Source organism: Acidovorax sp. CF316 (assembly GCF_000276605.1).
In the GTDB taxonomy this organism is placed as follows: Bacteria; Pseudomonadota; Gammaproteobacteria; order Burkholderiales; family Burkholderiaceae_C; genus Acidovorax.
Genome location: NZ_AKJX01000126.1, coordinates 1 through 23,978, shown reverse-complemented (window position 1 = coordinate 23,978; position 23,978 = coordinate 1). Strand labels below are relative to the sequence as shown.

Below are 23,978 nucleotides of genomic sequence, written 5' to 3'. Positions count from 1 at the left end.
TGCCAAATGATGGTGCGTCGGGTTTGGCATGCCAAAATCGCCCGCAAGTGGCCGAATCCATTGCGCTGGGTGCTATGAAATTTGAATGCCGTGCAGGGCCTGTGGGCCGCCGTGGTGCGCTGCAATACCTCGCGTGTGCCGGCATGCACCAGGGCCTGCACCAGGCTGGGGATGCCCGCATTGCGCAAATGTTGTTTGCGCGATCGGGACATTCTTCCTAGGATGTTTTTACCGCTGCAGGCCGTGCGCCTGGTTCCACGGCCGAAGACAGCGGGGACGAGATGCCATCCTTGGAGGGAATCCAATGCGCGTGAATCTGCCGGTCAGCACCCAAGAGTACGTTTTTCCCAAAGGCGAAACCCTGGTCTCCACGACCGATCTCAAGGGCCGCATCCTCTACTGCAACCCGATGTTCATCGAGGTCAGCGGTTACGAGAGAGAGGAACTCCTGGGCCAGCCCCACAACATGATCCGCCACCCGGAGATGCCCGAGGAGGCCTTTCGCGACATGTGGGAGACCATCGGCAACGGCCACCCGTGGTCGGCTGCGGTCAAGAACCGGCGCAAGGACGGCAGCTTCTACTGGGTGATGGCCAACGTCACGCCGCTGATGCAGGGCGACCATCCCACGGGCTACATGTCGGTGCGCACCGAGGCCACGCGCGAGCAGATCCAGGCGGCCGACCGGCTCTACGCCACCATGCGTGCCGAAAAGGAGCGCGGCAGCCTGGTGCATGTGCTGCGCAATGGGCGCCTGGTCAGGAACACCGCCTGGGGGGCGCTGGCCTCGCGGTTCAAGCTCGGCCCCCTGGGCAAGATGTGCATGTGCCTGCTGGTGCTGGTGCTGGCGGCCTGGGGCGCTGCCGACCTGGGCGGGCATGACTTCTCGTTCGGCTCGGGCCTGGCCTGGGTGGGCGTGCTGGCCCTGGCCATGGGCGTGGCCTGGTACCTGCACAGTGCCACGGTGGCGCCGCTGTTCCAGATGCTGGGCTGGGCCAACCGCATGGCGGCGGGCGACCTCACGCAGAAGATCGAGGTCTCGCGCGACGACACCGTGGGCAACCTGCAGAAGGCGCTGTCGCAGCTCAACGTGAACCTGCTGTCCATCGTGCGCGATGCGCGCCAGGAGAGCGAGCGCATGCAGGTCTCCACGCGCGAGATCGCGCAGGGCAACCAGGACCTTTCCTCGCGCACCGAGACCCAGGCCAGCAACCTGCAGCAGACGGCGGCATCGATGGAGGAGATCACCGGCACCGTCAAGCACACGGCCGAATCGGCGCGCCAGGCCACGGTGCTGGCCACGCAGGCGACCTCGGTGGCCGAGCGCAGCAACCAGGCGGTGGACGGCGTGGCCGAGACCATGAAGCAGATCCAGACCGCCTCGGGCCGCATCGGCGAGATCACGCAGCTCATCGACAGCATCGCCTTCCAGACCAACATCCTGGCGCTCAATGCCGCCGTGGAGGCGGCGCGCGCAGGCGACCAGGGGCGGGGCTTCGCGGTGGTGGCCTCCGAGGTGCGCAGCCTCTCGCACCGCACGCTGTCGGCCGCCAAGGAGATCCGCCAGCTCATCGACGACTCGGCCACCAAGGTGGAAGAGGGCCACCAGAAGACCGACACGGCGCAAAAGACCATGAGCGAATCGCTGGAGCTGGTGCGCCGCGTGAACACGCTGATCGGCGAGATCCACAACGCCTCCAACGAGCAGCTCACGGGCATCTCGCAGGTCAATGCCGCCGTGGCCCAGCTCGACACCATCACCCAGCAGAACGCTGCGCTGGTGGAGGAGAACGCGGCCTCGGCCATGGAGCTGCAGGGCCAGGCCCAATCGGTCACCGAGACGGTGGCGGTGTTCCGCCTCGATGCGTCGGCGCCGGCGCAGGCCCAGGACGCGGTGGCCTTGCGCAAGGCCATGAAGTCGTCGTCTTCGCAAAGGGCGCTCGCCTCGGCTTAAAGCGACGAGAAAAACTGCCGCCCCTTTGTCAACTCGCGTGTTGGCCACCCGAGCTACCGGATATGCCACCAGCGCGGCCTGCATGATCTTTTGCGGGGTCAGTTGGGTTTTTTGACGGGTAGCCAAGCGCACAGGTTGGGCGATCGGCTCGTCGGGCGGCCCTATCGTGGCGTCCACTCATGTTCGCCCCCTTCCCGTCTTGGGATGCGGGCCGCTTTGGTGTCAGCGCGCGGGCCAGGCGCTGCATTGCGCCTACGGGCTCAGCGCACGCGCTGCGGCAGTTGCAAGATCGGAGACTTGCATTTATGTCAACAACGGCGCAGCACCATGGCCTGGATTCGTGCTTCGACCTTGCAAGCCGCCGGAACTCACGCGCATCAACCTGGTCAGAAAGTAAAGCCACCGGGCTCATCAGCGCAGGTTGTGTTTTTTTGCCTGCAGCGAGGCGGTGGCATCGAACGCACGTTGCAGCTGGCCGGGCGAATCGGAGGCCATGCGGGCTTCCTGGCCCGCAGCCACCAGGACCATGTGGAGAATCATGCACGAATCGTTCTGTGAAATGCCATGGCGAAAGGGGGCGCGGATAGTCGGCGCCAGCCTGCTGGCACTCGCCCTCGCCGGCTGCACCGTGGTGCGGCTGGCCTACAACCAGGCCCCGAACTGGGCCTCCTTGTGGATCGACAACTACGCCGACCTGGACGACGAGCAGGGCCCCCGCACCCGCGACGCCATCGGCGCCTGGTTCCGCTGGCACCGCAGCACGCAAATGCCGGAGTACGCAGGGATGTTGGCCCGCATGCAGGTGCAGGTGATGGACAACACCACCGGCGCCGCGCTGTGCCGCTGGGAGCCCGAACTTCTTCTGCGGACCGAGGCCGCGCTGGCGCAAGCCGTGGTGCCCGTGACCGAGCTGGTGGTGTCGCTGAGGCCACAGCAACTGCGCCACATCGAGAAGCGCTACGAGCGCAGCAACAAGGAGTTCCGCGACGATTACCTGCAGCCCGACCTGGACAAGCGCCGCGAGGAGCGGCACAAGCGTACCGTCGAGCGGCTTGAAACGCTCTATGGCCGGCTGGACGATGCGCAACGAGAGCGTTTGTCCAAGGCGCTGGCCGCGTCGCCCTACGACGCTGAGGTGTGGCAGCAGGAGCGCCTTGCCCGCCAGCGTGAAACGCTGCAAACGCTGCGTTCCCTCACCGGCGACGGTCGCGCCTTGGCGGCGCCGGTCGCCCAGGCAGAGGTCGAGGCCTTGATGGGCAGCTGGCTGCGCTCGCCGCGTCCGGCTTATGCAGCCTATCAGCGCAAGGTGGTGGAGAACAACTGCGCCTGGCTTGCCGAGCTGCACAACAGCACCACACCCGAGCAGCGCCGCCATGCCCGCGCCAAACTGCGCGGCTGGGAGGCCGACGCCAGAGCTCTGGGGGCGGCAACCAGTGTTGCCTCGGCAGGTCCTGAAACTTCGATATTGCCTTCCACGAGTCGCTGAATGCCACCAGGCTTGTCGACGCAGTCGTCTCATCCATCTCGAGTGTAGAAACTCTGTCCAGGAGGCAGCCGGGCCTGAGGCGTGTCGGCTGAAAAACCGCCGCAGCGGTCCATTTTCACCGTCTTTTGGTCCTTCAGGTGCTCTCGCGCACCGTCAGCTCGAAGCCCAGGTTCACCGAGTTGTGCTCGGGCGCCTCGCCGCGCATCAGCGCCAGCAGCATGCGCGCGCTGGCCTCGCCGATCGATGAGCGCGGTGTGCGCACCGTGGTCAGCGTGGGCAGCATCTGGTCGCTGCCCGCCAGGTCGTTGAAGCCCGCCACCGCCACCTGGGCAGGCACGGCCACGCCCAGGCGTTGCGCGGCCAGCAGGCCGCCCTGGGCCAGGTCGTCGTTGCAAAAGAAGATCGCGTCCACGTCGGGCTGGGTGCGCAGCACCTGCTCGAACAGCTCGGCCCCCAGGCGGATGGACGAGGGCTGCGCGCTCAGCAGCTCCAGGCGCGGGTCGTGCAGGCCGGCTTCCTTGAGGCAGCGGCGGTAACCTTCGGCGCGCTGCATGGTGCGCGGATCGAGCTGCGCCGCGACGAAGGCCACGCGGCGGCGGCCGCGCTCGAGCAGGTGGGCGGTGATGTGGTGGCCCGCGTCCTGCTGCGAAAAGCCCACGCAGTACACGCCGGGCGCCGTCGTCATCTCCATCAGGTGTACGCAGGGCACGCCGCTGGCGGCAATCATCTGGCGTGCGGATTCCGTGCGGTCAAAGCCCGTGACCAGCAGGCCGGCCGGGCGGTGCGCCAGGTAGGTGCGCAGCAACTGCTCTTCTTCATCGGGGTCGTAATGGGTCACGCCGATCAGGGCCTGGTAGCCATGCGGGAACAGGGTGCGGTGCACGGCATCGAGCACGTCCACGAACAGCGCGTTGGACAACAGCGGTACCAGTACCGGCACCTGCACGCTGCGTTGCGAGGCCAGGGCGCGGGCCGCAGGGTCGGGCACGTAGCCCAGCTGCGCGGCGGCCGCTTTCACGCGCTGCACCAGCTCGTCGGCCACGCCGCGCTCGCCACGCAGTGCGCGCGACGCGGTGATGGGGCTCACGCTGGCCGCTTCCGCGACATGGCTGAGCGTCACGCGGCCGCTGGAACGGCGCCGGGGTTCGGATCTGGACAAGGGTTTTCCCTCGGGTGGTTACGGCCTGATGGATTTAGGATAGCGCTGTCCAGAAGCCGAGGCAAGGCCAGCATGCGCAATAGTGTGGCATTTTCCTCTGTGCTGGCTGAATTTTCCCCTCATCCCGCCGGGATGTTTTTTTGAAATTTGTTGGATAGCGCTACCAATATGAACCGTCCGCCGTCACCGGTATTTCTCGTGGTCATGGGCGTGGCCGGCTGCGGCAAGTCCAGCCTGGGCGCCGCCGTGGCACAGGCCCAGGCCCTGCCCCTGATCGAAGGGGACGACCACCACAGTCCCGCCAGCCGCGAGAAGATGCGCCAGGGCATTGCCCTGACCGACGCCGACCGCGAAGGCTGGCTGGCCGCGCTGGGCCAGTTGCTGCAGGACCACCCCGAGGGCGCCGTGCTCACCTGCTCGGCCCTCAAGAAGGCCTACCGCGACCGCCTGCGCGCGGCCTGCGCCGGCGTGCGCTTCGCCTTCCTGGAGATCGACCGGGCCCATGCCGGCGAGCGCGTGGCGGCCCGGGTGAACACCCACTTCTTTTCCACCACACTGGTGGACAGCCAGTTCGCCACGCTGGAATCGCCCGTGGGCGAGCCCGGCGTGCTGCGCCTCGATGCGCTGCTGCCCATCACCACCCTGCAGGACCAGGTCTGTGCCTGGCTTGCCGCCGCCCACCAGGAAACCACCCCATGAGCGCCGACAACTCCCTTCCCGATCCCCAGCCCGGTGGCGAAGCCGCCAAGGGCGGTCTTGAACGCACGGCCGAGATGCTGATGGCCGCCTGCCTGGGCGTGATGGCCGTGGCCGTGTTCGTCAACGTGGTGCTGCGCTATGGCTTTGGCAGCGGCGTGGCGGCCAGCGAGGAACTCTCGCGCCTGCTCTTCGTCTGGATGGTGTTCATCGGTGCCGCCGCGGCCTACCCGCGCGGCGAGCACATGGCCTTCACCACGCTGGCCGGCATGCTGGCCAAGCGGCCGCTGGCCTTCGGCCTGCTCACGGCCCTGATCCGCCTGCTGGTGATCGCCGCCTGCGGCATGCTGGCCTGGGGCGCCTGGCAGCAGGTGGTGGTGGGCATGGACAGCCACTCCGTGGTGCTCGGCTACTCGTCGGCGCTGCTGCCGCTGCCGGCCCTGCTGTGCTCGGCCGCCATCGCCGTGATGGCGCTGGTGGAACTGGTTCGCCGCACGCCGCTGGACCTCGGCCACGGTGCCGAACTGGAGTGATGGCCATGGGTGCAGAAGCGCAAGCCTTCCTCGTCTTTTCCGTCGGCATGCTGGCCCTCATGGCCACCGGCATGAACATGGGCCTGGCCCTGGTGCTCACCGGGGCCGGCATGGCCTGGGTTCTCGATTTCTGGGACACGCAGTTGCTGGCCCAGAACCTCGTGGCCGGTGTCGACAGCTTTCCGCTGCTGGCCGTGCCGTTCTTCATCCTCGCGGGCGAGTTGATGAACACCGGCGGCATTAGCCGGCGCATCATCGACATGGCGCAGGCCTGGGTGGGCCACATCCGCGGCGGCCTGGGCTATGTGGCCATCGGCGCGGCGGTGCTGCTGTCGGCCATGTCGGGATCGGCGCTGGCCGATGCCGCGGCCATGTCCTCGATCCTGCTGCCCATGATGCGCAAGAACGGCTACCCGGTGGATTCATCGGCCGGTCTGATTGCCGCAGGCAGCGTGATCGGCCCGATCATCCCGCCGTCCATGGCCTTCGTGATCTACGGCGTGACCACCAACACCTCGATCTCGGCGCTGTTCGTCTCGGGCGTGGTACCCGGGCTCATCATGGGCGCGGGCCTCATCGTCGCCTGGCGCTGGGTGCTGCGCGGCATGGAGCTGCCCCCCGGGCCCGCACCGTTGCCGATGCGCGAGAAGCTGCGCACCACGGGCAAGGCCTTCTGGGCGCTGCTCATGCCGGTGATCATCATTGGCGGCATGAAGTCGGGCATTTTCACGCCCACCGAAGCCGCCGTCGTGGCCGCCTTCTATGCCCTGGTGGTGGCGCTGTTCGTGCACCGCGAGATCCGCGTTGCCGACATCTACGGCGTGCTGGTGCGCGCCGCCAAGACCACGGCCATCGTGATGTTCCTGTGCGCCGGTGCCCAGGTGGCCAGCTACATGATCACGCTGGCCGACCTGCCCAGCGTGCTCACCGGCTGGCTCGGCCCGCTGGTGGAGAACCCGCGCCTGCTGATGACGGTGATGATGGTCGTGCTGGTGCTCATCGGCACGGCGCTGGACCTCACGCCCACCATCCTGATCTTCGCGCCGGTGATGCTGCCCATCGCCGTCAAGGCGGGGATCGATCCGGTCTACTTCGGCCTGATGTTCGTGCTCAACGGCTCCATCGGCCTCGTCACGCCGCCCGTGGGCACCGTGCTCAACGTGGTGGCCGGCGTGGGGCGCATCTCCATGCCTACCGTGATCCGCGGCGTGAACCCGTTCCTCTTGACCTATGTGCTGATCATGGCGCTGCTGGTGGTGTTCCCGCAGATCGTGACGGCCCCTGTGGCGTGGATGCGCTGACCCGGCATCCCATATCCCTTTTCCCCGTGCCTTTCATTCCCTTGCCAATGGAGACAACCATGAAGACTTTCCGCCGTACCCTGCTGGCCGCCCTGTCGGTCGCCGCTGTCGCCGCCTCGTTCCAGGCCGCTGCCCAGGACTTCAAGCCGCGCATCATCCGCTTCGGCTATGGCCTCAACGAGGTGTCCAACCAGGGCCGCGCCACCAAGCTGTTCGCCCAGGAGGTCGAAAAGGCCTCGGGCGGCAAGATGAAGGTGCGCGCCATCGGCGCCGCCGCGCTGGGCTCGGACCTGCAGATGCAGCAGGCGCTGATCGGTGGCGCACAGGAGATGATGGTCGGCTCCACCGCCACGCTGGTGGGCATCACCAAGGAAATGGCGATCTGGGACACGCCCTTCCTGTTCAACAACGCCAAGGAGGCCGACGTGGTGCTCGACGGTCCCGTGGGCCAGAAGGTGATGGACAAGCTGCAGGAAAAAGGCCTCGTGGGCCTGGTGTACTGGGAGAACGGCTTTCGCAACCTGACCAACAGCAAGCGCCCCGTGGCCAAGCTCGAGGACATGAACGGCATCAAGCTGCGCGTGATGCAGAACAACGTGTTCCTCGACAGCTTCAAGACCCTGGGCGCCAATGCCGTGCCGCTGCCGTTCTCGGAGCTGTTCTCGGCCCTCGAGACCAACACCGTGGACGGCCAGGAGAACCCCTACAACACCATCCTGTCGAGCAAGTTCTACGAGGTGCAGAAGTACCTCACCGTGACGAACCACGTCTACAGCCCCTGGATCGTGCTGGTCAGCAAGAAGTACTGGGACGGCCTGTCCAAGGCCGAGCAGAAGGTGCTGCTCGATGCCGCCAGGAAGAGCCGCGACTTCGAGCGCCAGGACACGCGTGACGAAGCCGCCAAGGCGCTGGCCGACCTCAAGGCCAAGGGCATGCAGGTCAACGAACTGTCGTCCGCCGAAGCCGGCCGCATGCGCGAAAAGCTCGGCGCGGTGAACGCCAGCATCGCCACCAATGTGGGCGAGGACCTGTGGAAGGAAGTGCAGGGCGCCGTGGCCGCCACGCGCAAGTAAGCGCGCGCCGCCCCCATGGCAAAAGGCCGGAGCCCCTTGCGGGGCCCCGGCCTTTTTTGCTGGGGGCTGCCGTGCGGTCGGCAGCCCCTTGCCTGGCAGATTACAGCGAGCCGAGTTCGCCCGACGAGATCTTGCCCGTGCGCACGGCGTCAGCCGCCTGGGCCTGCACGGCAGCGCGGTCGGCGGTCGATTGGTAGGACACCACGCGCGAACCGGCGGGTTCGGTGCTGCGGGTCTTGGCCACGGAGGCGGCGTCGGCCATCACTTCGACGCGGGTGCGGCTGGTCTCGAACTTGGTGGCGAATTGCGAAGCATCGGCTTCGTCAGCCTGGGCACCGAAGGATGCGAAAGCAGCAACGGCAGCGATGGAGAGGAAACGTGCGGTGGTGTTCATGGTGAAACTCCTGTGAAATTCAAAAAATAGGAACGAGGTACTGGGAAATACGGGGCAATTCGCCAACTGGATGCGAATTACAGAGCGCCGATTTCGCCAAAAGAGATCTGGCCGGTGCGCACCGCATCAGCGGCCTGGGCACGTACGGCGGCGCGGTCGGCCGTGGACTTGTAGGTCACGACGCGCGAACCAGCGGGCTCCAGGCTGCGCGTCTTGGCGACGGTGGAGGCTTCGGCCACCACTTCGGCGCGGGTGCGGTTGGTGTCGAACTTGGTGGCGAATTGCGAAGCATCGGCTTCGTCGGCCTGAGCACCAAACGATGCGAAAGCGGCAACAGCGGCGATGGAGAGGAAGCGTGCGGTCGTGTTCATGATGAAGTCCTATGGTTAGAAAAAGCGTCTCAAAAAAACCGGAACGGCTGCGATACGAACAAGCTGCTGAACCGGGTTCGGTGAGTCGCCTTGCGGGTTCGGCTCATCGATGGGTTGAACTGTACGCCTGGGGTGTTCATTGAAAAACCACTCAGTCGCAAATTAACTGTTCCGGTATCAGAAACAATCCACAGAGTTCCTGCGGTGTCCACCAGGCTTGTTCCCGAGAGAGCCAGCGCGTTGAACATGGGTGTATCGTGCCGGGTTAACCCCTAACGGGGGTCTCGACGCGGTTTCGTTTCTTTTCGATTTGTTTCGGCCGCAGGGCAATGCAACAGCGCAGAAACATCAGTGGTCGGCCGCATGTTGCTTAGCGGTTGCACTCGGGCAGCAGATGGGCTGAAATGACCGTGTGCCCGATCCACGTCTCTCAGAGGGAGGTTTCCATGACCGTCGTAGCCAAGATTCTTCAGTCCAAGCCTGACGCCACCGTGCACACCATCCGGCCCACGGATTCCGTGCTGTCTGCCCTGCAGCTCATGGCCGACAAGGGCATCGGCGCCCTGGTGGTCACCGAAGGGGATGCCATCGTGGGCATCTTCACCGAGCGCGACTATGCGCGAAAGATTGCCCTGCTGGGCCGCACCTCCGCCGCCACGCTGGCGCGCGACGTGATGACCACGGCGGTGCGCTTCGTGCGGCCCGACCAGTCCAGTGAACAGTGCATGCAGATCATGAGCACCGGCCGCCTGCGCCACCTGCCCGTGGTGGAGGGGGGCAAGCTCGTGGGCATGATCTCCATCGGCGATCTGGTCAAGGACATCATCTCGGAGCAGAAATTCATCATCGAACAGCTGGAGCAGTACATCACCGGTACGCACTGAGCCTGAAAAAAAGGCGCTGACCGGGATCGGTCAGCGCCTTGGGCGTGTTGCTGCGCGTTGCGGCGCGGGGCTTCAGGCCGCCTTCTCGACGTGCCCCTGGCGCGTGTAGAGAAAATCGATCACCGCCTTGCGGTAGTGCACGTACCGTGGGTCTTCGGCCAGCTCCACGCGCTTGCGCGGGCGGGGCAGGTCGACCTGCAGCTCCTCGCCGATGGTGGCGGCCGGGCCGTTGGTCATCATCACGATCTTGTCGGACAGCAGCACCGCCTCGTCCACATCGTGCGTCACCATGACCACGGTGCTCTGCGTGCGCGCCACGATGTCCAGCAGCTCGTCCTGCAGCTTGGCGCGCGTGAGGGCATCCAGGGCGCCGAAAGGCTCGTCCATCAGCAGCACCTGGGGCTCCATCGACAGGGCGCGGGCGATGCCCACGCGCTGCTTCATGCCGCCCGAGATTTCGCCGGGGCGCTTCTGGCCCGCATGCGTCAGGCCCACCAGAGCCAGCGCCGCATCGGTGCGGGCCTTGAGCTGGGCCTTGGTTTCGCGTGCGCCGAACACGCGCTCCACCGCCAGGTAGACGTTGTCGAAGCAGGTCAGCCAGGGCAGCAGCGAGTGGTTCTGGAACACCACGGCGCGCTCGGGGCCAGGGCCCTTGATCTCCTTGTTGGCGCACAGCAGCGCCCCTGCCGTGGGCGTGGTCAGGCCTGCGATCAGGTTCAGCAGCGTGGACTTGCCGCAGCCCGAGTGGCCGATCAGGGCCACGAACTCGCCTTTGGCGATGGTCAGGTGGATGTCCCGAAGGGCCGGGAACAGGCCCTTGGTGGTCTTGAAGGTCTGTTCGACCCCTTGCACCTGGATGAACTTGGCGGATTGCGATGCGGTAGCGGTAGTCATGCTTTCACCTCTTCGAATGTGAATGCGGTGGCCAGCTTGATGAGCGCGAACTCCAGCGCCAGCCCCACGATGCCGATCACGAAGATCGCGATGATGATGTTCTTGACGTTCAGGTTGTTCCACTCGTCCCAGACCCAGAAGCCGATGCCCACGCCGCCAGTCAGCATCTCGGCGGCCACGATCACCAGCCAGGCCGTGCCCACGGCCAGGCGCACGCCGGTGAGCATGTAGGGCAGCACGGCGGGGAACAGGATCTTGGTGGCGATCTTCCACTCCGAGAGGTTGAGCACGCGGGCCACGTTCATGTAGTCCTGCGGCACGCGCTGCACCCCCACCGCGGTGTTGATGACCATGGGCCAGATGGAGCAGATGAAGATGGTCCAGATGGCGGCCGGGTTGGCACCCTTGAACACCAGCAGGCCGATGGGCAGCCAGGCCAGCGGCGACACCGGGCGCAGCAGGCTGATCAGCGGATTGAACATGCGCGAGAGGAAGTTGAAGCGCCCGATCACGAAGCCTGCAGGGATGCCGACCAGCGCCGCCAGGCCGAAGCCTACGGCCACGCGCTCCAGCGACATCAGCACGTTCCAGCCCACACCCTGGTCATTGGGGCCGTTGCGGTAGAACGGGTTGCTGAAGATGTCCATTGCCTGGGCCCAGGTGGCAAGCGGGCTGGGGATGTTGCCGCCGGTGGTGGTGGACACCACCGCCCACAGGCCGATGAGCAGGCCCAGGCCGCACAGCGGCGGCAGCACGGCCATCCAGAAGCTGCGCGAAAGCGCGGCCCAGTCGCGCGGGGCGCGGGGCGCGGGCACGCTGGCGGGGGGCTCCTTGCGGGCCTCGGCCTGGATGGCCGCGCCGCGGGCGGGCGCTGCCGGTGCATCGGCCGGCAGCGCGGCGGGAGGGGAGTGGAAAACGGCACTGACCATGGTGGATCTCCTGTGCGGGTGGGAACGTGGGGCGTACGGGGGAAGGGGCTGTCAGGCCTTGAGCTTGAAACCGTCGGCGTACTTCGCGGGGTCCTTGCCATCCCAGACCACGCCGTCCACGAGCTTGTGCGTGCGCATCTCGCTCTTGGGCAGCGGGGTCTTGGAGGCGGTGGCCGCCTGCTTGTAGACGTCGGTGCGGTTGATGGCCTTGGCCACGCCGGCGTAGTCGGGGTGGTCCTTGAGCAGGCCCCAGCGCTTGTGCTGGGTCAGGAACCACATGCCGTCCGACAGGTAGGGGAAGTTCACCGCACCGTCGTTGTAGAACTTCATGTGGTTGGGGTCGTCCCAGGTCTTGCCCATGCCGTCCTGGTAGCGGCCCAGGATGCGCTGGTTGATGGCGTCCACGCCGGTGTTCACGTAGGCCTTGCCGGCGATGGTCTCGGCCATCTTGTTCTTGTTGCCCAGGCTCTCGTCGATCCAGCGACCGGCTTCCAGGATGGCGGCCGTCACGGCGCGGGCCGTGTTGGGGTACTTCTGCACGAACTCCGAGGTCGTCCCCAGCACCTTCTCGGGATGGTCCTTCCAGATGTCCTGCGTGGTGGTAGCGGTCACCCCGATGCCGTCCATGATGGCGCGGTGGTTCCAGGGCTCGCCCACGCAGAAGCCGTCCATGTTGCCCACGCGCATGTTGGCCACCATCTGCGGTGGCGGCACGGTGATGACCTTGGCATCCTTCATCGGGTCGATGCCATGCGCGGCCAGCCAGTAGTACAGCCACATGGCATGCGTGCCGGTGGGGAAGGTCTGGGCGAAGGTGTACTCGCGCTTCTCGCTGGCCATGAGCTTGGCCAGGCCGGCGCCGTTGACGGCGCCCTTGTCGGCCAGCTTCTTGGACAGCGTGATGGCCTGGCCGTTGTGGTTCAGGTTCATCAGCACGGCCATGTCCTTCTTGGGGCCGGCGATGCCCAGGTGCACGCCGTAGACCAGGCCGTAGAGCACGTGGGCGAAGTCCAGCTCGCCGTTGACCAGCTTGTCGCGCACGCCGGCCCAGCTCGCCTCCTTGGTGGGGATGATGGTCACGCCGTACTTCTTGTCGATGCCCAGCACCGAGGCCATCACCACACTGGCGCAATCGGTCAGCGGGATGAAGCCGATCTTCACTTCCTTCTTCTCGGGGGCGTCCGAGCCCTGTGCGTGGACAAGGGCGCGCAGGGCGGGGCTCACGCCCACGGCACCCACGGTGGCGGCCTGCAGCACGGTGCGGCGGTTGAGACTGGTTTTGAGCAGATCGGTCATGGTGCTTCCCTGGTGGCTTGAAAAACAAAAAAGGCGTCCCCCTCGGCGCATGGGCTGCTGCAACTTCCAAAAGAAAGTCACGCAGCGCCAAGCGCGGGTGGGGACGCCTCTGTCCGGTGGCGAGGGGTACCCGCCCGCCATTGGATGGATACCGCTCATCGAAGACCTCCGTTGGTCTTGTCCAGGTAATGCAAACCCTGTGCCAACCTGTTCAACAACCTGTCAGATCAGTTTTTGATAGCAACATGTTCAATCGACAAGGGGAGATTGGCCACATGCACCACGACAAGGCGCCGGCCTTGCACCGTGTTCGACTGCACAGGTGTTGTGCGCTGCACCATCGCGGGCCGTGGTGGGCAGGGCGGGGGGCGGGAGTGGTGCGCCGCGTGTGCTGGCGGCGCTGCATGCTGGCCCTGCGGCGTGCGCCGCCGGGGTCTGTCAGCTCAGGAGATCGGCCACGTCAAGCATGCGCTGGGCGACGTCGACCAGCTTGAGGCCCTTGTCCATGGCCGTCTTGCGCAGCTTCTCGTATGCGGCCTGCTCGGTCAGGCCCTGGCGCTCCATCAGCAGGCCCTTGGCGCGGTCGATGGTCTTGCGGTCCTTGAGCTCGGTCTTGGCGTCGGCCAGTTCGGCGCGCAGCGCCTGCTCGTGCTGGAAGCGCGCCATCGCCACGTCCAGGATGGGCCGGATGCGCTGGGGCGACAGGCCGGCCACGATGTAGGCCGACACACCGGCAGCCACGGCCGCCTTCACGTGCGAGGTGTCCTCGTCATTGGTGAACATGACGATGGGGCGGCGCTCGTCGCGTGTGGCCATGACCACATGCTCCAGCGCATCGCGTGCCTCGCTTTCGGCGTCCACGATGATGAGGTCGGGCTGCAACTGGGCCAGGCGCTCGCTCAGGTACACGTCGGACGGCAGCGTGGCCACCAGGTTGAAGTTGTTTTCCAGCAGGCCGATGCGCAGCGCCCGCGAGCGCTCTGCCTGCAGCAGGGCGTGCTCGTCGTTGGGGTCGGTGACCGCCAGATCGGGGGCGACCACCACTATGCGCAAGGCCTCGTTCATGCTGTCAGCATAGCAAGATTTACGCCATAAATTGGTGCGCCGGGCTGGTGCAGGCAGGGGTCTACCCTGGTTTTGGCGGGTCCATGGCGGCGAGGGCCTGAAACTTGCTAATAGAGTGAGTATTGGGAGGGCATACCCGATAGCGCCTCTTTGCGGCGTCGCATATACATCCGGTCACATTGACATATTGATATGGAGCTTCCTGCATGAACCTGCCCATCGACCGGCGCCGATTTTCGGCCAGCCTGGCCTTGACCGCTGTGGCCGCCACCGCCTTGTTGGCGGGTTGCGGCAAAGTGCCCGACACCATCAAGATCGGGGTCGCCCAACCCCTGAGCGGCCCCCTGGCCGCTTTGGGGCAGGACCTGCTCAACGGCGTGAACCTGGCCGTGGCCGAGCTCAACAAGGGCGGCTACACCGTGGACGGCAAGCGCGTGAAGCTGGAGGTCGTGCCCGTGGACGACCGGGCCGACGCCGCCACCGGCAAGACCGTGGCCCAGCAACTGGTGGATGCCGGCGTGGTGGCGGTCATCGGCCACCTGAATTCGGGCGTGAGCATCGAGACCGCCCCCATCTACGCGGCCAAGGACATCCCGCAGATCGCCATCTCCACCAACCCCAAGTTCACGCAGCTGGGCTTTCCCACCACCTTCCGCATGGTGGCCAACGACACCCTGCAGGCGCGCGCCATCGGCTCGTTCGCTGCCACCCAGCTGGGCGCCAGCCGCTATGCCGCGCTCGACGACGGCACCCCTTACGGCAAGGGCCTGGCCGACGGTGCGGCCGAGCAGCTCAAGGCCGAGAAGAAGGAGGTCGTGGTGCGCAAGTCCTTCGACGACAAAACCACGGCCTTCGATGCCCTGGCCGGCGAGCTCAAGGCCGCCCGGGTCGAGGTGATCGTCTCCACGCTCAACGACTTCCAGGCCATTGCCCTGCTCGAGGCCCTCAAGAAAGTCGATCACACCAAGGTGCGCCTGCTGGGCGGCGACACCATCAAGACCACCGACATGGCCAAGGGCGTCGGCATCGTGGAAGGCATCTATGCCACCTCGCCCGTGCTGGAGGCCAAGGAGTTCACCACCGGCAAGCCCTTCCTCGAGAAGTACGTGGCCGAGTTCAAGAAGGCCCCGGCCTATGGGGGCCACTACAGCTACGACAGCACCTATGTGCTGTCCGCTGCGATCCAGAAGGCCAAGTCCGCCGACCCCAAGGCCATCACCAAGGCCATGCACAGCATCAACGGCTATGCGCCGGTGATCGGCACCATGACCTGGGACGACAAGGGCGAGCAGCGCTATGGCGCCGTGGGCGTGTACGAGCTGCGCGGCGGCGGGTGGGAGCTGCGCATGCGCTCGGACCGCTGGTAAGAACGCCAGGCCGGCAGGCCTCTGGCTGGTTTACAGTCGGTGCACTTCCCCTGTGCCGCCCATGCTGGAGCCCTGTCTGAACCCCATCGTCTATTGGATCACCGGCCTGCCCGCCGCCGGCAAGACCACCCTGGCCACCGCGTTGGCCGGTGCCATCAACCAGGCTGGTGGCCGGGCAGGCGTGCTCGATGGCGACGAGCTGCGCAAGGGCCTGTGCTCCGACCTGGGGCTGTCGGCCGCCGATCGGGCCGAGAACATCCGGCGCGCCGGCGAAGTGGCGCGCTTGATGGCCCTCAACGGCCTGACCGTGGTGTGCGCCTTTGTCTCCCCTTTCGAGGCCGACCGCCAGCGGGTGCGCGCCCTGTTCGCCCCCGGCGAGTTCCATGAGATCCACCTGAGCACGCCCGTGGAGGAATGTGCCCGCCGCGACCCCAAGGGCCTGTACGCGCGCGCCCGGGCCGGGCTGATCACCGGCCTGACCGGCTGGGACGGCGCCTACGAGGTGCCCCGTGCCCCCGAGTCGCGCTACGACACCCAGACCACCACGGTGGCCGCCATGGTGCAGCAGCTGCTGGCGGCGCGCACGCAGCGGCGCTGAGCCTGCTTGCGCGTGGTCGCCGCGGCCCCGCAGGCCCAAGGCTGGGCGCGGCGTTGCGGCGCGCCGTTCTTTCCCGTATCGTCGGGCGCTTTCCGATACCCGCCAACCCCCGGGCACCGTGCCTTGCGCCCACGCACACCAGCGCCGCCATGAAAAACGCCGTGAAACACCGTACCAGCGCCCGCACGCCCGTGGTGCCTGCAGCCTGGCGGGGCCGTCTGGCCCTGGGAGCCCTGGCCAGCGCATTCAGCCTCCTGGCCGGCGCGGCACCTGTGGGCAATGCGAGCACTTGCTTTCATCAGAACGAGGGCCTGCAGTTGCGCTTCGACCTGGACCTTGCCCAGGACAGTGTGGACGCGGGCTACGACGTGTACCTGGTCGCAGCCTATGCCGGGCACTGGTTCTATCGTAATGCTGCCGGGGGGTGGGCTGCCCACCAGCCCGGCACCTGGCCGGCGCCGGCACTGCGCAATGTGGCGCATCCGCAGAAATCGGCCACGGCCCCCGGCAACGCCCTGCACCAGAGCATCGCCGAGCCGGCCGTGCGCAGCGCCGCGGGGCTCGCGGGTCTGCAGCTCTTTGCCGGCTTTGGCAAGAGCGGCCCTGGCAGTTTCGAGGACCTGCTGGCACGCCAGCGCTTCGGCGCCGTGGGGGCTATCGCGGGCAACGAAGCGGTGGTGGCCGCCTGCCCGGCCACACCCCCGGGCACAGGGCCCGGCGGAACACGCCCAGGCGTCCCTGATGCCACGCCGCCCAGTGCGCCCACGGACCTGCGTGTCGTGCAGGCCACCAGCACCAGCCTGCGCCTGCAATGGCAGGCCAGCACCGACAACGTGGCCGTGGCGGCCTACGCGGTCTACCTCGACGGCGTGCTCCAGGACAAGGTCTCCACCACCACCCATACCCTCACCGGCCTGGCCCCCGCCACCAGCTATGCGCTGCGGGTGCATGCGCTGGACGCGGCCGGCAACGCATCGGCTGCCAGCGGCGTGGTGCAGGGCCGCACGCAGGCCGCCACCAGCCCCGCCCATGGCCGGCCGTACAGCATCATCGGCAGCAGCCTGGGCAGCAAGGCCGACCACAATGCGGGCGGCTACACCTTCTTCGGCCAGCGCCATCTGCTGGCGCGCTTCACGGACTTCGGCAGCGCTACCGGCCAGGCGCCTGCCGCCAACACCAAGGCCGCATGGCGCACGCACCTCGACGGCATCTACCCCATCCTGACCTCCACGGACTTCAACGCGCAGGCCACGGAGTCCGGCGCCACGCTGGAGCTGTCGGGCGGTACCACGCCCTCGGGCCGCTGGCTCAAGCGCAGCATCACCCAGGCCACGCGCGACAGGTACCCGAGCAGCTACCGCCTGCGCAACTGGAACCTGTGGGACACCAATGCCTACTACCCGCAGATGTACTACACGGGCTACATCAACCTGTCCACGATCGACGCGCCGGGCAAGTACCTGCGCTTCTACTGGACCGATTCGAGCAACCCCAACCGCAATGTCTGGACCGCCAAGGAGGGCGGCTCGCTCACGGCCCGGGCCGAAGGGGCGAACACCGGCGTGCCCGGCATCTACTCGGATGCGCCTGTCCGGTACACGGATAACACCTGGATGCGCTACGAGATCCTGGCCGACTTTGCCAACGACAAGGTGGCGTTCTATGCCAACGGCAAGCTGCTCACCGATGTGTCGCGCAACTACACCGGCGAGAACACCGGCTGGCTGGGCGTGGGCGGCAAGCTCGACTATTTCCTGCTCAACAACACGGTGGAGATGAACGGCGACCTGGGCGAATTCATCGGCCACGCCATGCCCTACCTGGACTTCAGCTTGCGGCGCATCGAGCTGGCCGACGCGCCCCAGTGGGAGCAGCGCACCGATGCGGTCGTGCAGGTCCCCACCCGGTGGGACAACGGCCAGGTGGACATCGTCATCAACCAGGGGCGCTTTCCCGACCTGAACCACAAGCACCTGTTCCTGCTCAACGGCATGCAGGCGACCTACCTCGGGCCGCTGCAGTGAGCAGGGGCCAGGATTGCGTTGCAAATCCTCGCGATCGTTACCGCCGCCGCGGGGGCAGTGGGCCAGGTGTAACACCCCCATCTTTACAGGAACTTCCCTCCTGGCAGCCCCTCTGAGCCTCGCCCCGTGCGCCAGATGGCATGGGGCAAGGCTGTGCGTGCCGCTTCGGGCCCGTACGGAGTGCTTGCATAAGGTTATTCAAAATAACTGAATGATGGCCGCCCCTGGTGGGCGCGGCGAGGCCAGGCCTCGCGGCGCCCGCGGGGCGCTTTTTTCTGCCTGTCTGTTTGTCCTGGAGTGGTTTTCAATGCGGTTTCTGGTTGTCCTGTGTCTTTCTGCGCTGGCCTCGCTGGCCCACGCTGCCAATTTCGTTTCGCTTCACCAATCGGCGCTCAAGATCGCGCTGCCCCCTGCCGCCGGCACCTACGACTACACCTTCACGACCAAGACCGGTTTCAAGCAGCAGTACGCTCCCGAGGGCGTCTCGGGCTGCGCCATCGGCTACGCCACGGGCGGCTGCGCGTTCCCCGGCGGCGGTTCGCTGGCGCTGCCCGAGTTCACCGGCTACCAGCTGCAGTACAAGGAATTCAGGATCTACATCCCCGCAGGCACCCGTTCGTTCATGTTCTCGGGCTATGCGCCCCAGCGCACCGAATCCGCGTTCGCGCTGCGCTACGGCTCGGCACCGGTCCGCGAGGCGGCCCTGGGCACCGCAGAGTACGCCAACGTGCAGGCCACCGAGCACATCGACACCACGTTCTCGCGCCTGGTCAACGAGCCCGGCGCCGACCACCTCGTGGTGCACGATGGCGGTGGCACGGTGCGCTTCGTGGGCGGCCAGCTCGACGCCAGCAAGGGCAGCACCAGCCAGGGCAACTGGCTCTACATCCGCCAGATCAACGGCAGCCCGCTGTACGACGTGCAGGGCGCCATCGACGTGGACATGGCCAAGTATGCTGCCGGGTACGCAGCGATCACCTGGACCGCTACAACCACCCCCGATCCGGTGGAGGGCCCGAGCCCGGCCGTGGGCACCGCCAGCAGCACGGACCAGCAGGCGACCACCCAGGCCTCGGCGGCCGCAACGGTTGCGACGGCGGTGCTGTCCACGGCCAGCCAGCCGCTGCAACTGGGCATCACCCTGGCGCAGACGGCAGCCGACGTGGCTGCCAACCCGAAGATCAGCGCCTGGGTGGCGGCCCGCATTCCGGCCCAGGGCTCTGCACCGGACCTGTGGTTCTTCCGCAAGGGCGATGGCACCTGGACCAGCCAGGTGCCGGCGGACGCCGAGGGCATTGCCTTCGCGAGCCAGGTGACCAACGCCGCCACGCTGCAGTTCAAGCCGCAGCTGGACTTCACCGAAGCGGAGATGCGGGCAGCGAATGTCGAGGTCCACTTCGGCTACCGGGCTGGCAGCGGTGCCTTTGTGAACAAGGGCAAGGTCTGGCCGCAGTGAACTAGGGCGAGGGTTCGAATGCGCGGTCCACGCGCTCGAACTCCTCGCGCTTGCGCCCGGCCGGCCAATCGATGCGGGCCAACTCCTCCACATGCAGGGGCAGGTCCGCCAAGGCGTTGGCCGCAAACACGGTGCGCACGGCAGCATGTTCTTCGGCGGTGAGCGCGCGCGGCACCTCCAGCTGCAACTGCAGCGTGCCGTCCGCATACTGCCGCATGCGAAATGCGCGGATGGGTTCGATGCGGCCCAGCTCATCGCCCAGGAAGGGCATGGGCAGCGGGCCCCGGCCGGTCTGCACCAAGTGCCGGGTGCGGCCCCTCATGCCCGCGATCACGGGCAGGGCCATGCCACAGCCGCAGGGCGGGCCCCATTCGGCGATGTCGCCCAGCTCGTAGCGCAGGATGGGCATGGCAAAGCTGTGCAGGCTGGTCACCAGCACCCGTCCCGGCACGCCCACGGGGCAGGGCTGGCCCTCCCCATCGACGATCTCCATGAACGTGGTGGCGCCCAGCAGGTGCAGGTGCTCGTGCATGGGGCACTGCAGCGCGATCCAACCGGTCTCCTCGCAGGAATAGCGGTCCACGATGGTCGCGCCAAACGCCTGGCGGCACAGGGCGCGCTGGGCGGGCGTGACGCGCTCGGACTGCGAGATCACCTGCCGGATGGCCAGCTGCACGCCGCGCGCGAGGGCCATGCGTGCCAGTTCGGCTGCCGCGAAGGGGCTGCACTTGAGGTAGTCGGGTTGCTCCTGCAGCAGCCAGTCCAGGTGCGAGTCCATGCCATGCTGGCTGATGTTGCGCAGCACGCAGGGGCCGCGCAGGCCCATGGCGGAGTACATGTCGCCCCAGGTGTCCTGCGTTCCATCCGTGAGGCCCGTGCCCAGCACGGCGATCTTGCGCCGGGCATCGCGCTGGTGCCACTGGGCTTCGAGCCAGGAAATGGCGGCATACAGGGGCGAGTACATGGCGCTGGCCTTTTCCACGCGCACCGGCTCGCCGGTGGAACCCGAGGTGACGGACGTGGCCACGCCCTCGTCCTGGAGCCCAGGCCAGCGCGCACGGGCCTGGGCGAAGTGCGCCTGCAGGTCGGCGCGCGTGAGCACCGGCAGGTGGGCGAGCACCGTGTGCGGCGATGCGGCCCCGGCCGGCCATCCCGCCGTTTCGAGCCGCTGGCGCCAGAAGGGCGAATGCTGGTGGGCATGTCGCATCAGCGTGTGCAGCTGGCGCTGCTGCAGGGCCTGGTACTCGGCCGGCGCCACGCGCTCCCAGGCGCGCACCTGCTGGGCCAAAAGCAGCATCTGCGCCGTCTGGGGCGAGTGGAAGTGGAGGGCGTCGGCCATGGCGGGGAGGCGTGCAGTGCGTGGGGTTGTCCGATTGTGGCGCCTCGCGGCGGGCGTAGGCCCTCTACACTTGGGGCATGACGTTGCTGATACTGGGTATTGAATCTTCGTGCGATGAAACCGGCGTGGCCCTGGTGGAAACGCGCGCGCAAGGGCAGGTACCCGCATTGCTTTCCCACGCCCTGCACAGCCAGATCGAGATGCACCAGGCCTATGGCGGCGTGGTGCCCGAGCTGGCCAGCCGCGACCACATCCGCCGCGTGCTGCCCCTGGCCAGCCAGGTGCTGGCCGAATCCGGCAAGAGCCTAGCCGACGTGGACGTGGTGGCCTACACCCGTGGCCCGGGCCTGGCCGGTGCGCTGCTGGTGGGTGCCGGTGTGGCATGTGCCCTGGGCGCCGCTTTGGGCAAGCCCGTGCTGGGCGTGCACCACCTGGAAGGGCACCTGCTCTCGCCCTTCCTGAGCGCCGACCCACCCGAGTTCCCCTTCGTCGCGCTACTGGTGTCCGGCGGGCACACTCAGCTCATGCGCGTGGACGGCGTGGGCCGCTACGAGATCCTCGGCGAAACCATCGACGACGCGGCCGGCGAGGCCTTCGACAAATCCGCCAAGCTCATGGGCTTGGGCTATCCGGGCGGCCCCGCGCTCTCCAAATTGGCCGAGCAGGGCGATGCCACGGCCTTCAAGCTGCCACGGCCGTTGCTGCACAGTGGCAACCTGGACTTTTCGTTCGCCGGCCTCAAGACCGCCGTGCTCACGCAGGCGAAAAAGCTCGGCGACGAGCTCGAACCGCGCAAGGCCGACCTGGCCGCGAGCACCGAGGCAGCCATCGTCGAGGTGCTGGTGAAGAAGACCCTCGCTGCCTTGAAGCAGACGGGCATGAAGCGCGTGGTCGTGGCCGGCGGCGTGGGCGCCAACCGCCACCTGCGCAACCAGCTCAACGAGGCCTGCGCCAAAAAGAATGTGCGCGTGCACTATCCCGAGCTGCACCTGTGCACCGACAACGGCGCCATGATCGCCATGGCGGCTGCCATGCGCCTGGAGTCTGGGCAGCAGCAAGCCAGCACCGAGTACGCGTTCGACGTGAAGCCGCGCTGGCCGCTGGATTCGATTGCGCCGACGGTAGCCTGAGAGGGCAGTTCCTCGTTCCTCCAGTTTTGGGCGTGTGGGCACACGCAGGTTTCAAAATGTTTGTTTGTGACGGCTGACACACCGGTTGCTCAGGCCTGCCCCTACGCTTCGCGCATCCTTGTTGCCACGGAGTTCGCGATGCCCAAGACCATCTGGCCTTTTTACGAGCCTGTCCTCATGTTGAACCGTGCGTTCAACAACCAAGTTCCGTCGAACGCGTCATTTAATAGCCAACTGGTCGCTGCTGGCACGACCCCTGAAAGCAACGCAGCCTTTGCACTCCAGTTCGGTGCCAGCTTTGCCAACCTGACGGAGGAAGAACTCTCCACCAAGATCTTGGGCAATCTGGGCGTGCTGCCGAATGCAGGCCTGCAAACCGCAGTCAAGAATTATTTGGTTGAAGTGGGTAAGGCCAATGTGGGCATCGTCGCACTGCAGCTGGGGACGATCCTGTCGGGCCTTGAGAATGCCACGGGCGATCAGGCAGCCTACAGTGGGGCTGCCATTGCATGGAACATCGAGCTGGCGGCCTCGTACAACTACTCTGCCAACCCCGCCAACACCTGGCCCTCGCCCATCGGCCCCATCGGCCCCAGCTTGCCAGGCGTAACGGTTTTGCTGACCTCCGGCGATGATGCGATGTCGCCTGCAGCCGCAGAAGCCAAATTCAAGACCACGGCCTTCAGCGACACCGTTCTTGCGCCCACCGCGGGCTTCCTTTCGACGGCGGATGTGATCTATGGTGCTGCGGGTATCGACACCCTGAGAGCGACGCTGGATGCCGCAGCGGTGGTGTCTCCCACGCTGACAAGCGTCGAAAACGTCTTCATCAAGGCGGGTGCGGGGGCTCAATTCAGCGCCTCGGGCGCGGCCGGCCTGATGGACCTGCGGATTGAGGCCGCTGCAGGCCCCGCCACGTTCTCGGGCGTCAACCTGGCCACCACCGTCGGCATCCAGAACTCTGGCGCAGGGGGCGCCCTGACCGTGAAGTTCGCCGGCGCTTCGGGCCCCACCGACTCGGCGAACCTGCTGTTTGCCGACGCCACGGGCCACGACGAAATCATGGTTGCGGACATCGAAACCCTGAATGTGTACAGCGCTGCGGGTCTGGTGGCGGGGACCACCACCAACCAGGCCCGGATCACCGCTACCCATGCGGAAAAGATCACCCTCTCTGGCAGCCAGGCGCTGACCACCACAGTGGTAGCCGCCAAGCTGTCCGTCATCGACGCGTCGGGGCTCACGGCTGCCCTGGACCTGGCGCTTGCCGGTACTTCAGGGGTCTCCATTTCGCTCAATGCCCTGGCAGCACACACCGTTGCCCTGGGGGATGGTGCCGACAAGGTGCTCATCGCCGGCCTGGCAGGCGTTGCGGCACGGGACCTGGACATCCGTACCGACACCTCGCTGGAAGCATCGGCCATCGAGGTCGTTGGCTTCGTGAGCGGTACGAATGCGATCCAGCTGACCGGCGCCAACCCGGCGGCCAAGGCCGCACCCGGCAGCAGCGAGCTGGCCAGCATCGCCGCATCCTCCTCGCTGCTGGCCGCTGCAACACTGGCCGCCACCACGGCAGGCGCCAACAAGGCCATTGCCTTCCGGTATGGAGCAGATACCTACATCCTCGTGAACGATGGCGCCACCGCGCTGGGTGAGAACGACAGCCTGGTCAAGTTGACTGGCGTGACTGCCTTGGCCGATGCCTCGTGGACCTCGGTCTGATCAATCTTTTGCGGAGCTTTTGATGGCACAGAATTTTTTTGGATGAGCCCTGCGTCGTCACGATGATCCTGAACCGGGCGTTCAACGACCAATCGCCTTCCTACACGGTCTACAACAACCAGGTGGCAAGGGCCGCTTCGATAGGATTAAGCCCATTTGCCCTGTCATTTGGCGCCGCCTATGCCGGAATGACGGAAGACCAGCTTTCCACCAGGCTGCTTGGCAACCTGGGCTTGCTGCCCAACGCGGGGCTGCAGACCGGCCTGAGGGAGTACCTGGAGTCCGTGGGCAAGGGCAACGTGGGCAT

The 23,978-nt window shown here is 66.6% G+C and carries 23 protein-coding genes and 1 pseudogene; 14 read left to right on the top strand and 10 right to left on the bottom strand.

The annotated features are described in order from the left end of the window. Positions 1-304 precede the first annotated feature (304 nt). On the top strand, positions 305-1,954 hold the full coding sequence (locus tag PMI14_RS15580; RefSeq protein ID WP_007855918.1) for a methyl-accepting chemotaxis protein: 1,650 nt from the start codon (positions 305-307) through the stop codon (positions 1,952-1,954). A 411-nt stretch (positions 1,955-2,365) separates the two neighbouring features. Here PMI14_RS15580 and PMI14_RS35800 read toward each other — a convergent pair whose 3' ends face one another. Then, positions 2,366-2,494 carry a hypothetical protein gene (locus tag PMI14_RS35800; RefSeq protein ID WP_255344580.1) on the bottom strand — a complete coding sequence of 43 codons (129 nt, stop codon included), beginning with the start codon at positions 2,492-2,494 and terminating at the stop codon, positions 2,366-2,368. Here PMI14_RS35800 and PMI14_RS15575 point away from each other — a divergent pair. Next, positions 2,493-3,440 (top strand): DUF6279 family lipoprotein, encoded by a 948-nt coding sequence (locus PMI14_RS15575; RefSeq protein ID WP_007855915.1) that lies wholly within the window; start codon positions 2,493-2,495, stop codon positions 3,438-3,440. The two genes, PMI14_RS35800 and PMI14_RS15575, sit on opposite strands and share 2 nt — an antisense overlap. 133 nt (positions 3,441-3,573) lie before the next feature. On the opposite strand, the gene PMI14_RS15570 is transcribed toward PMI14_RS15575, so the two are convergent. Then, on the bottom strand, positions 3,574-4,599 hold the full coding sequence (locus tag PMI14_RS15570; RefSeq protein ID WP_007855914.1) for a LacI family DNA-binding transcriptional regulator: 1,026 nt from the start codon (positions 4,597-4,599) through the stop codon (positions 3,574-3,576). Positions 4,600-4,803: 204 nt separating this feature from the next. Here PMI14_RS15570 and PMI14_RS15565 point away from each other — a divergent pair, with 204 nt between their 5' ends. Genes PMI14_RS15565 through PMI14_RS15550 form a run of 4 tightly spaced genes read left to right on the top strand, consistent with a single transcriptional unit; the run spans position 4,804 to position 8,202 of the window. Then, positions 4,804-5,298, top strand: a complete 495-nt coding sequence (locus tag PMI14_RS15565; RefSeq protein ID WP_007855913.1) for a gluconokinase — start codon at positions 4,804-4,806, stop codon at positions 5,296-5,298. Further along, positions 5,295-5,828, top strand: a complete 534-nt coding sequence (locus tag PMI14_RS15560; protein WP_007855911.1) for a TRAP transporter small permease — start codon at positions 5,295-5,297, stop codon at positions 5,826-5,828. The genes PMI14_RS15565 and PMI14_RS15560 overlap by 4 nt, the downstream gene beginning before the upstream one ends. A gap of 5 nt (positions 5,829-5,833) precedes the next feature. Next, a complete protein-coding gene (locus PMI14_RS15555) occupies positions 5,834-7,129 on the top strand; it encodes a TRAP transporter large permease (RefSeq protein ID WP_007855909.1) in 1,296 nt (431 codons plus the stop codon). A gap of 59 nt (positions 7,130-7,188) precedes the next feature. Continuing rightward, positions 7,189-8,202, top strand: a complete 1,014-nt coding sequence (locus PMI14_RS15550; protein WP_007855906.1) for a TRAP transporter substrate-binding protein — start codon at positions 7,189-7,191, stop codon at positions 8,200-8,202. Between the two features lie 100 nt (positions 8,203-8,302). Here PMI14_RS15550 and PMI14_RS15545 read toward each other — a convergent pair whose 3' ends face one another. The 3 genes from PMI14_RS15545 to PMI14_RS34915 form a co-directional block, all read right to left on the bottom strand. Then, entirely contained in the window at positions 8,303-8,596 is a 294-nt protein-coding gene (locus PMI14_RS15545) for a hypothetical protein (protein ID WP_007855904.1), read from the bottom strand. Between the two features lie 77 nt (positions 8,597-8,673). Next, on the bottom strand, positions 8,674-8,967 hold the full coding sequence (locus tag PMI14_RS15540; protein ID WP_007855903.1) for a hypothetical protein: 294 nt from the start codon (positions 8,965-8,967) through the stop codon (positions 8,674-8,676). Between the two features lie 29 nt (positions 8,968-8,996). Beyond that, the gene (locus tag PMI14_RS34915; RefSeq protein WP_145695421.1) at positions 8,997-9,215 is read right to left on the bottom strand and encodes a hypothetical protein; all 219 of its coding nucleotides are present in this window, start codon (positions 9,213-9,215) and stop codon (positions 8,997-8,999) included. 198 nt (positions 9,216-9,413) lie between these two features. Here PMI14_RS34915 and PMI14_RS15535 point away from each other — a divergent pair, with 198 nt between their 5' ends. Next, positions 9,414-9,851, top strand: coding sequence for a CBS domain-containing protein (locus tag PMI14_RS15535; RefSeq protein ID WP_007855902.1), 438 nt, complete (start codon positions 9,414-9,416; stop codon positions 9,849-9,851). 72 nt (positions 9,852-9,923) lie between these two features. On the opposite strand, the gene PMI14_RS15530 is transcribed toward PMI14_RS15535, so the two are convergent. From PMI14_RS15530 to PMI14_RS15515, 4 genes are all read right to left on the bottom strand, one after another. Continuing rightward, positions 9,924-10,745, bottom strand: a complete 822-nt coding sequence (locus tag PMI14_RS15530) for an ABC transporter ATP-binding protein (RefSeq protein WP_007855901.1) — start codon at positions 10,743-10,745, stop codon at positions 9,924-9,926. Next, a complete protein-coding gene (gene ntrB, locus PMI14_RS15525; protein ID WP_007855899.1) occupies positions 10,742-11,674 on the bottom strand; it encodes a nitrate ABC transporter permease in 933 nt (310 codons plus the stop codon). The genes PMI14_RS15530 and ntrB overlap by 4 nt, the downstream gene beginning before the upstream one ends. Positions 11,675-11,725: 51 nt before the next feature. Continuing rightward, on the bottom strand, positions 11,726-12,970 hold the full coding sequence (locus PMI14_RS15520; RefSeq protein WP_007855897.1) for a CmpA/NrtA family ABC transporter substrate-binding protein: 1,245 nt from the start codon (positions 12,968-12,970) through the stop codon (positions 11,726-11,728). Between the two features lie 438 nt (positions 12,971-13,408). Further along, positions 13,409-14,035, bottom strand: a complete 627-nt coding sequence (locus tag PMI14_RS15515; RefSeq protein WP_007855895.1) for an ANTAR domain-containing response regulator — start codon at positions 14,033-14,035, stop codon at positions 13,409-13,411. 206 nt (positions 14,036-14,241) lie between these two features. On the opposite strand from PMI14_RS15515, the gene PMI14_RS15510 reads away from it, so the two are divergent. From PMI14_RS15510 to PMI14_RS15490, 4 genes are all read left to right on the top strand, one after another. Further along, entirely contained in the window at positions 14,242-15,402 is a 1,161-nt protein-coding gene (locus tag PMI14_RS15510) for a branched-chain amino acid ABC transporter substrate-binding protein (protein WP_007855894.1), read from the top strand. Positions 15,403-15,463: 61 nt separating this feature from the next. Next, positions 15,464-16,000 (top strand): adenylyl-sulfate kinase, encoded by a 537-nt coding sequence (gene cysC, locus PMI14_RS15505; RefSeq protein WP_007855893.1) that lies wholly within the window; start codon positions 15,464-15,466, stop codon positions 15,998-16,000. Between the two features lie 161 nt (positions 16,001-16,161). Next, positions 16,162-18,024, top strand: coding sequence for a fibronectin type III domain-containing protein (locus tag PMI14_RS33580; protein WP_157405897.1), 1,863 nt, complete (start codon positions 16,162-16,164; stop codon positions 18,022-18,024). 307 nt (positions 18,025-18,331) lie between these two features. After that, the gene (locus PMI14_RS15490) at positions 18,332-19,480 is read left to right on the top strand and encodes a hypothetical protein (protein WP_007855891.1); all 1,149 of its coding nucleotides are present in this window, start codon (positions 18,332-18,334) and stop codon (positions 19,478-19,480) included. Between the two features lies 1 nt (position 19,481). On the opposite strand, the gene PMI14_RS15485 is transcribed toward PMI14_RS15490, so the two are convergent. Next, a complete protein-coding gene (locus PMI14_RS15485; RefSeq protein WP_007855890.1) occupies positions 19,482-20,819 on the bottom strand; it encodes a phenylacetate--CoA ligase family protein in 1,338 nt (445 codons plus the stop codon). A 77-nt stretch (positions 20,820-20,896) separates the two neighbouring features. On the opposite strand from PMI14_RS15485, the gene tsaD reads away from it, so the two are divergent. The 3 genes and pseudogenes from tsaD to PMI14_RS34910 all read left to right on the top strand — a co-directional run. Beyond that, the gene (gene tsaD / locus PMI14_RS15480) at positions 20,897-21,949 is read left to right on the top strand and encodes a tRNA (adenosine(37)-N6)-threonylcarbamoyltransferase complex transferase subunit TsaD (RefSeq protein ID WP_007855889.1); all 1,053 of its coding nucleotides are present in this window, start codon (positions 20,897-20,899) and stop codon (positions 21,947-21,949) included. Positions 21,950-22,087: 138 nt separating this feature from the next. Continuing rightward, entirely contained in the window at positions 22,088-23,671 is a 1,584-nt protein-coding gene (locus PMI14_RS15475) for a bluetail domain-containing putative surface protein (protein ID WP_007855888.1), read from the top strand. Positions 23,672-23,733: 62 nt separating this feature from the next. Then, positions 23,734-23,978 (top strand): annotated as a pseudogene (locus PMI14_RS34910) (hypothetical protein); the annotation flags it as partial.

Excerpts from the sequence above, each read along its gene's own strand:
- PMI14_RS15475 (WP_007855888.1), top strand. The coding sequence starts at position 22,088 with ATGCCCAAGACCATCTGGCCTTTTTACGAGCCTGTCCTCATGTTGAAC.
- PMI14_RS15550 (WP_007855906.1), top strand. The coding sequence starts at position 7,189 with ATGAAGACTTTCCGCCGTACCCTGCTGGCCGCCCTGTCGGTCGCCGCT.
- PMI14_RS15575 (WP_007855915.1), top strand. The coding sequence starts at position 2,493 with ATGCACGAATCGTTCTGTGAAATGCCATGGCGAAAGGGGGCGCGGATA.
- PMI14_RS15560 (WP_007855911.1), top strand. The coding sequence starts at position 5,295 with ATGAGCGCCGACAACTCCCTTCCCGATCCCCAGCCCGGTGGCGAAGCC.
- PMI14_RS15530 (WP_007855901.1), bottom strand. The coding sequence starts at position 10,745 with ATGACTACCGCTACCGCATCGCAATCCGCCAAGTTCATCCAGGTGCAA.
- PMI14_RS15535 (WP_007855902.1), top strand. The coding sequence starts at position 9,414 with ATGACCGTCGTAGCCAAGATTCTTCAGTCCAAGCCTGACGCCACCGTG.
- PMI14_RS15555 (WP_007855909.1), top strand. The coding sequence starts at position 5,834 with ATGGGTGCAGAAGCGCAAGCCTTCCTCGTCTTTTCCGTCGGCATGCTG.
- PMI14_RS15515 (WP_007855895.1), bottom strand. The coding sequence starts at position 14,035 with ATGAACGAGGCCTTGCGCATAGTGGTGGTCGCCCCCGATCTGGCGGTC.
- PMI14_RS15510 (WP_007855894.1), top strand. The coding sequence starts at position 14,242 with ATGAACCTGCCCATCGACCGGCGCCGATTTTCGGCCAGCCTGGCCTTG.
- PMI14_RS15485 (WP_007855890.1), bottom strand. The coding sequence starts at position 20,819 with ATGGCCGACGCCCTCCACTTCCACTCGCCCCAGACGGCGCAGATGCTG.
- tsaD (WP_007855889.1), top strand. The coding sequence starts at position 20,897 with ATGACGTTGCTGATACTGGGTATTGAATCTTCGTGCGATGAAACCGGC.
- PMI14_RS35800 (WP_255344580.1), bottom strand. The coding sequence starts at position 2,494 with ATGATTCTCCACATGGTCCTGGTGGCTGCGGGCCAGGAAGCCCGCATG.
- PMI14_RS15580 (WP_007855918.1), top strand. The coding sequence starts at position 305 with ATGCGCGTGAATCTGCCGGTCAGCACCCAAGAGTACGTTTTTCCCAAA.
- ntrB (WP_007855899.1), bottom strand. The coding sequence starts at position 11,674 with ATGGTCAGTGCCGTTTTCCACTCCCCTCCCGCCGCGCTGCCGGCCGAT.
- PMI14_RS15520 (WP_007855897.1), bottom strand. The coding sequence starts at position 12,970 with ATGACCGATCTGCTCAAAACCAGTCTCAACCGCCGCACCGTGCTGCAG.
- PMI14_RS15565 (WP_007855913.1), top strand. The coding sequence starts at position 4,804 with ATGGGCGTGGCCGGCTGCGGCAAGTCCAGCCTGGGCGCCGCCGTGGCA.
- PMI14_RS15545 (WP_007855904.1), bottom strand. The coding sequence starts at position 8,596 with ATGAACACCACCGCACGTTTCCTCTCCATCGCTGCCGTTGCTGCTTTC.
- PMI14_RS34915 (WP_145695421.1), bottom strand. The coding sequence starts at position 9,215 with ATGTTCAACGCGCTGGCTCTCTCGGGAACAAGCCTGGTGGACACCGCA.
- PMI14_RS15540 (WP_007855903.1), bottom strand. The coding sequence starts at position 8,967 with ATGAACACGACCGCACGCTTCCTCTCCATCGCCGCTGTTGCCGCTTTC.
- cysC (WP_007855893.1), top strand. The coding sequence starts at position 15,464 with ATGCTGGAGCCCTGTCTGAACCCCATCGTCTATTGGATCACCGGCCTG.
- PMI14_RS15490 (WP_007855891.1), top strand. The coding sequence starts at position 18,332 with ATGCGGTTTCTGGTTGTCCTGTGTCTTTCTGCGCTGGCCTCGCTGGCC.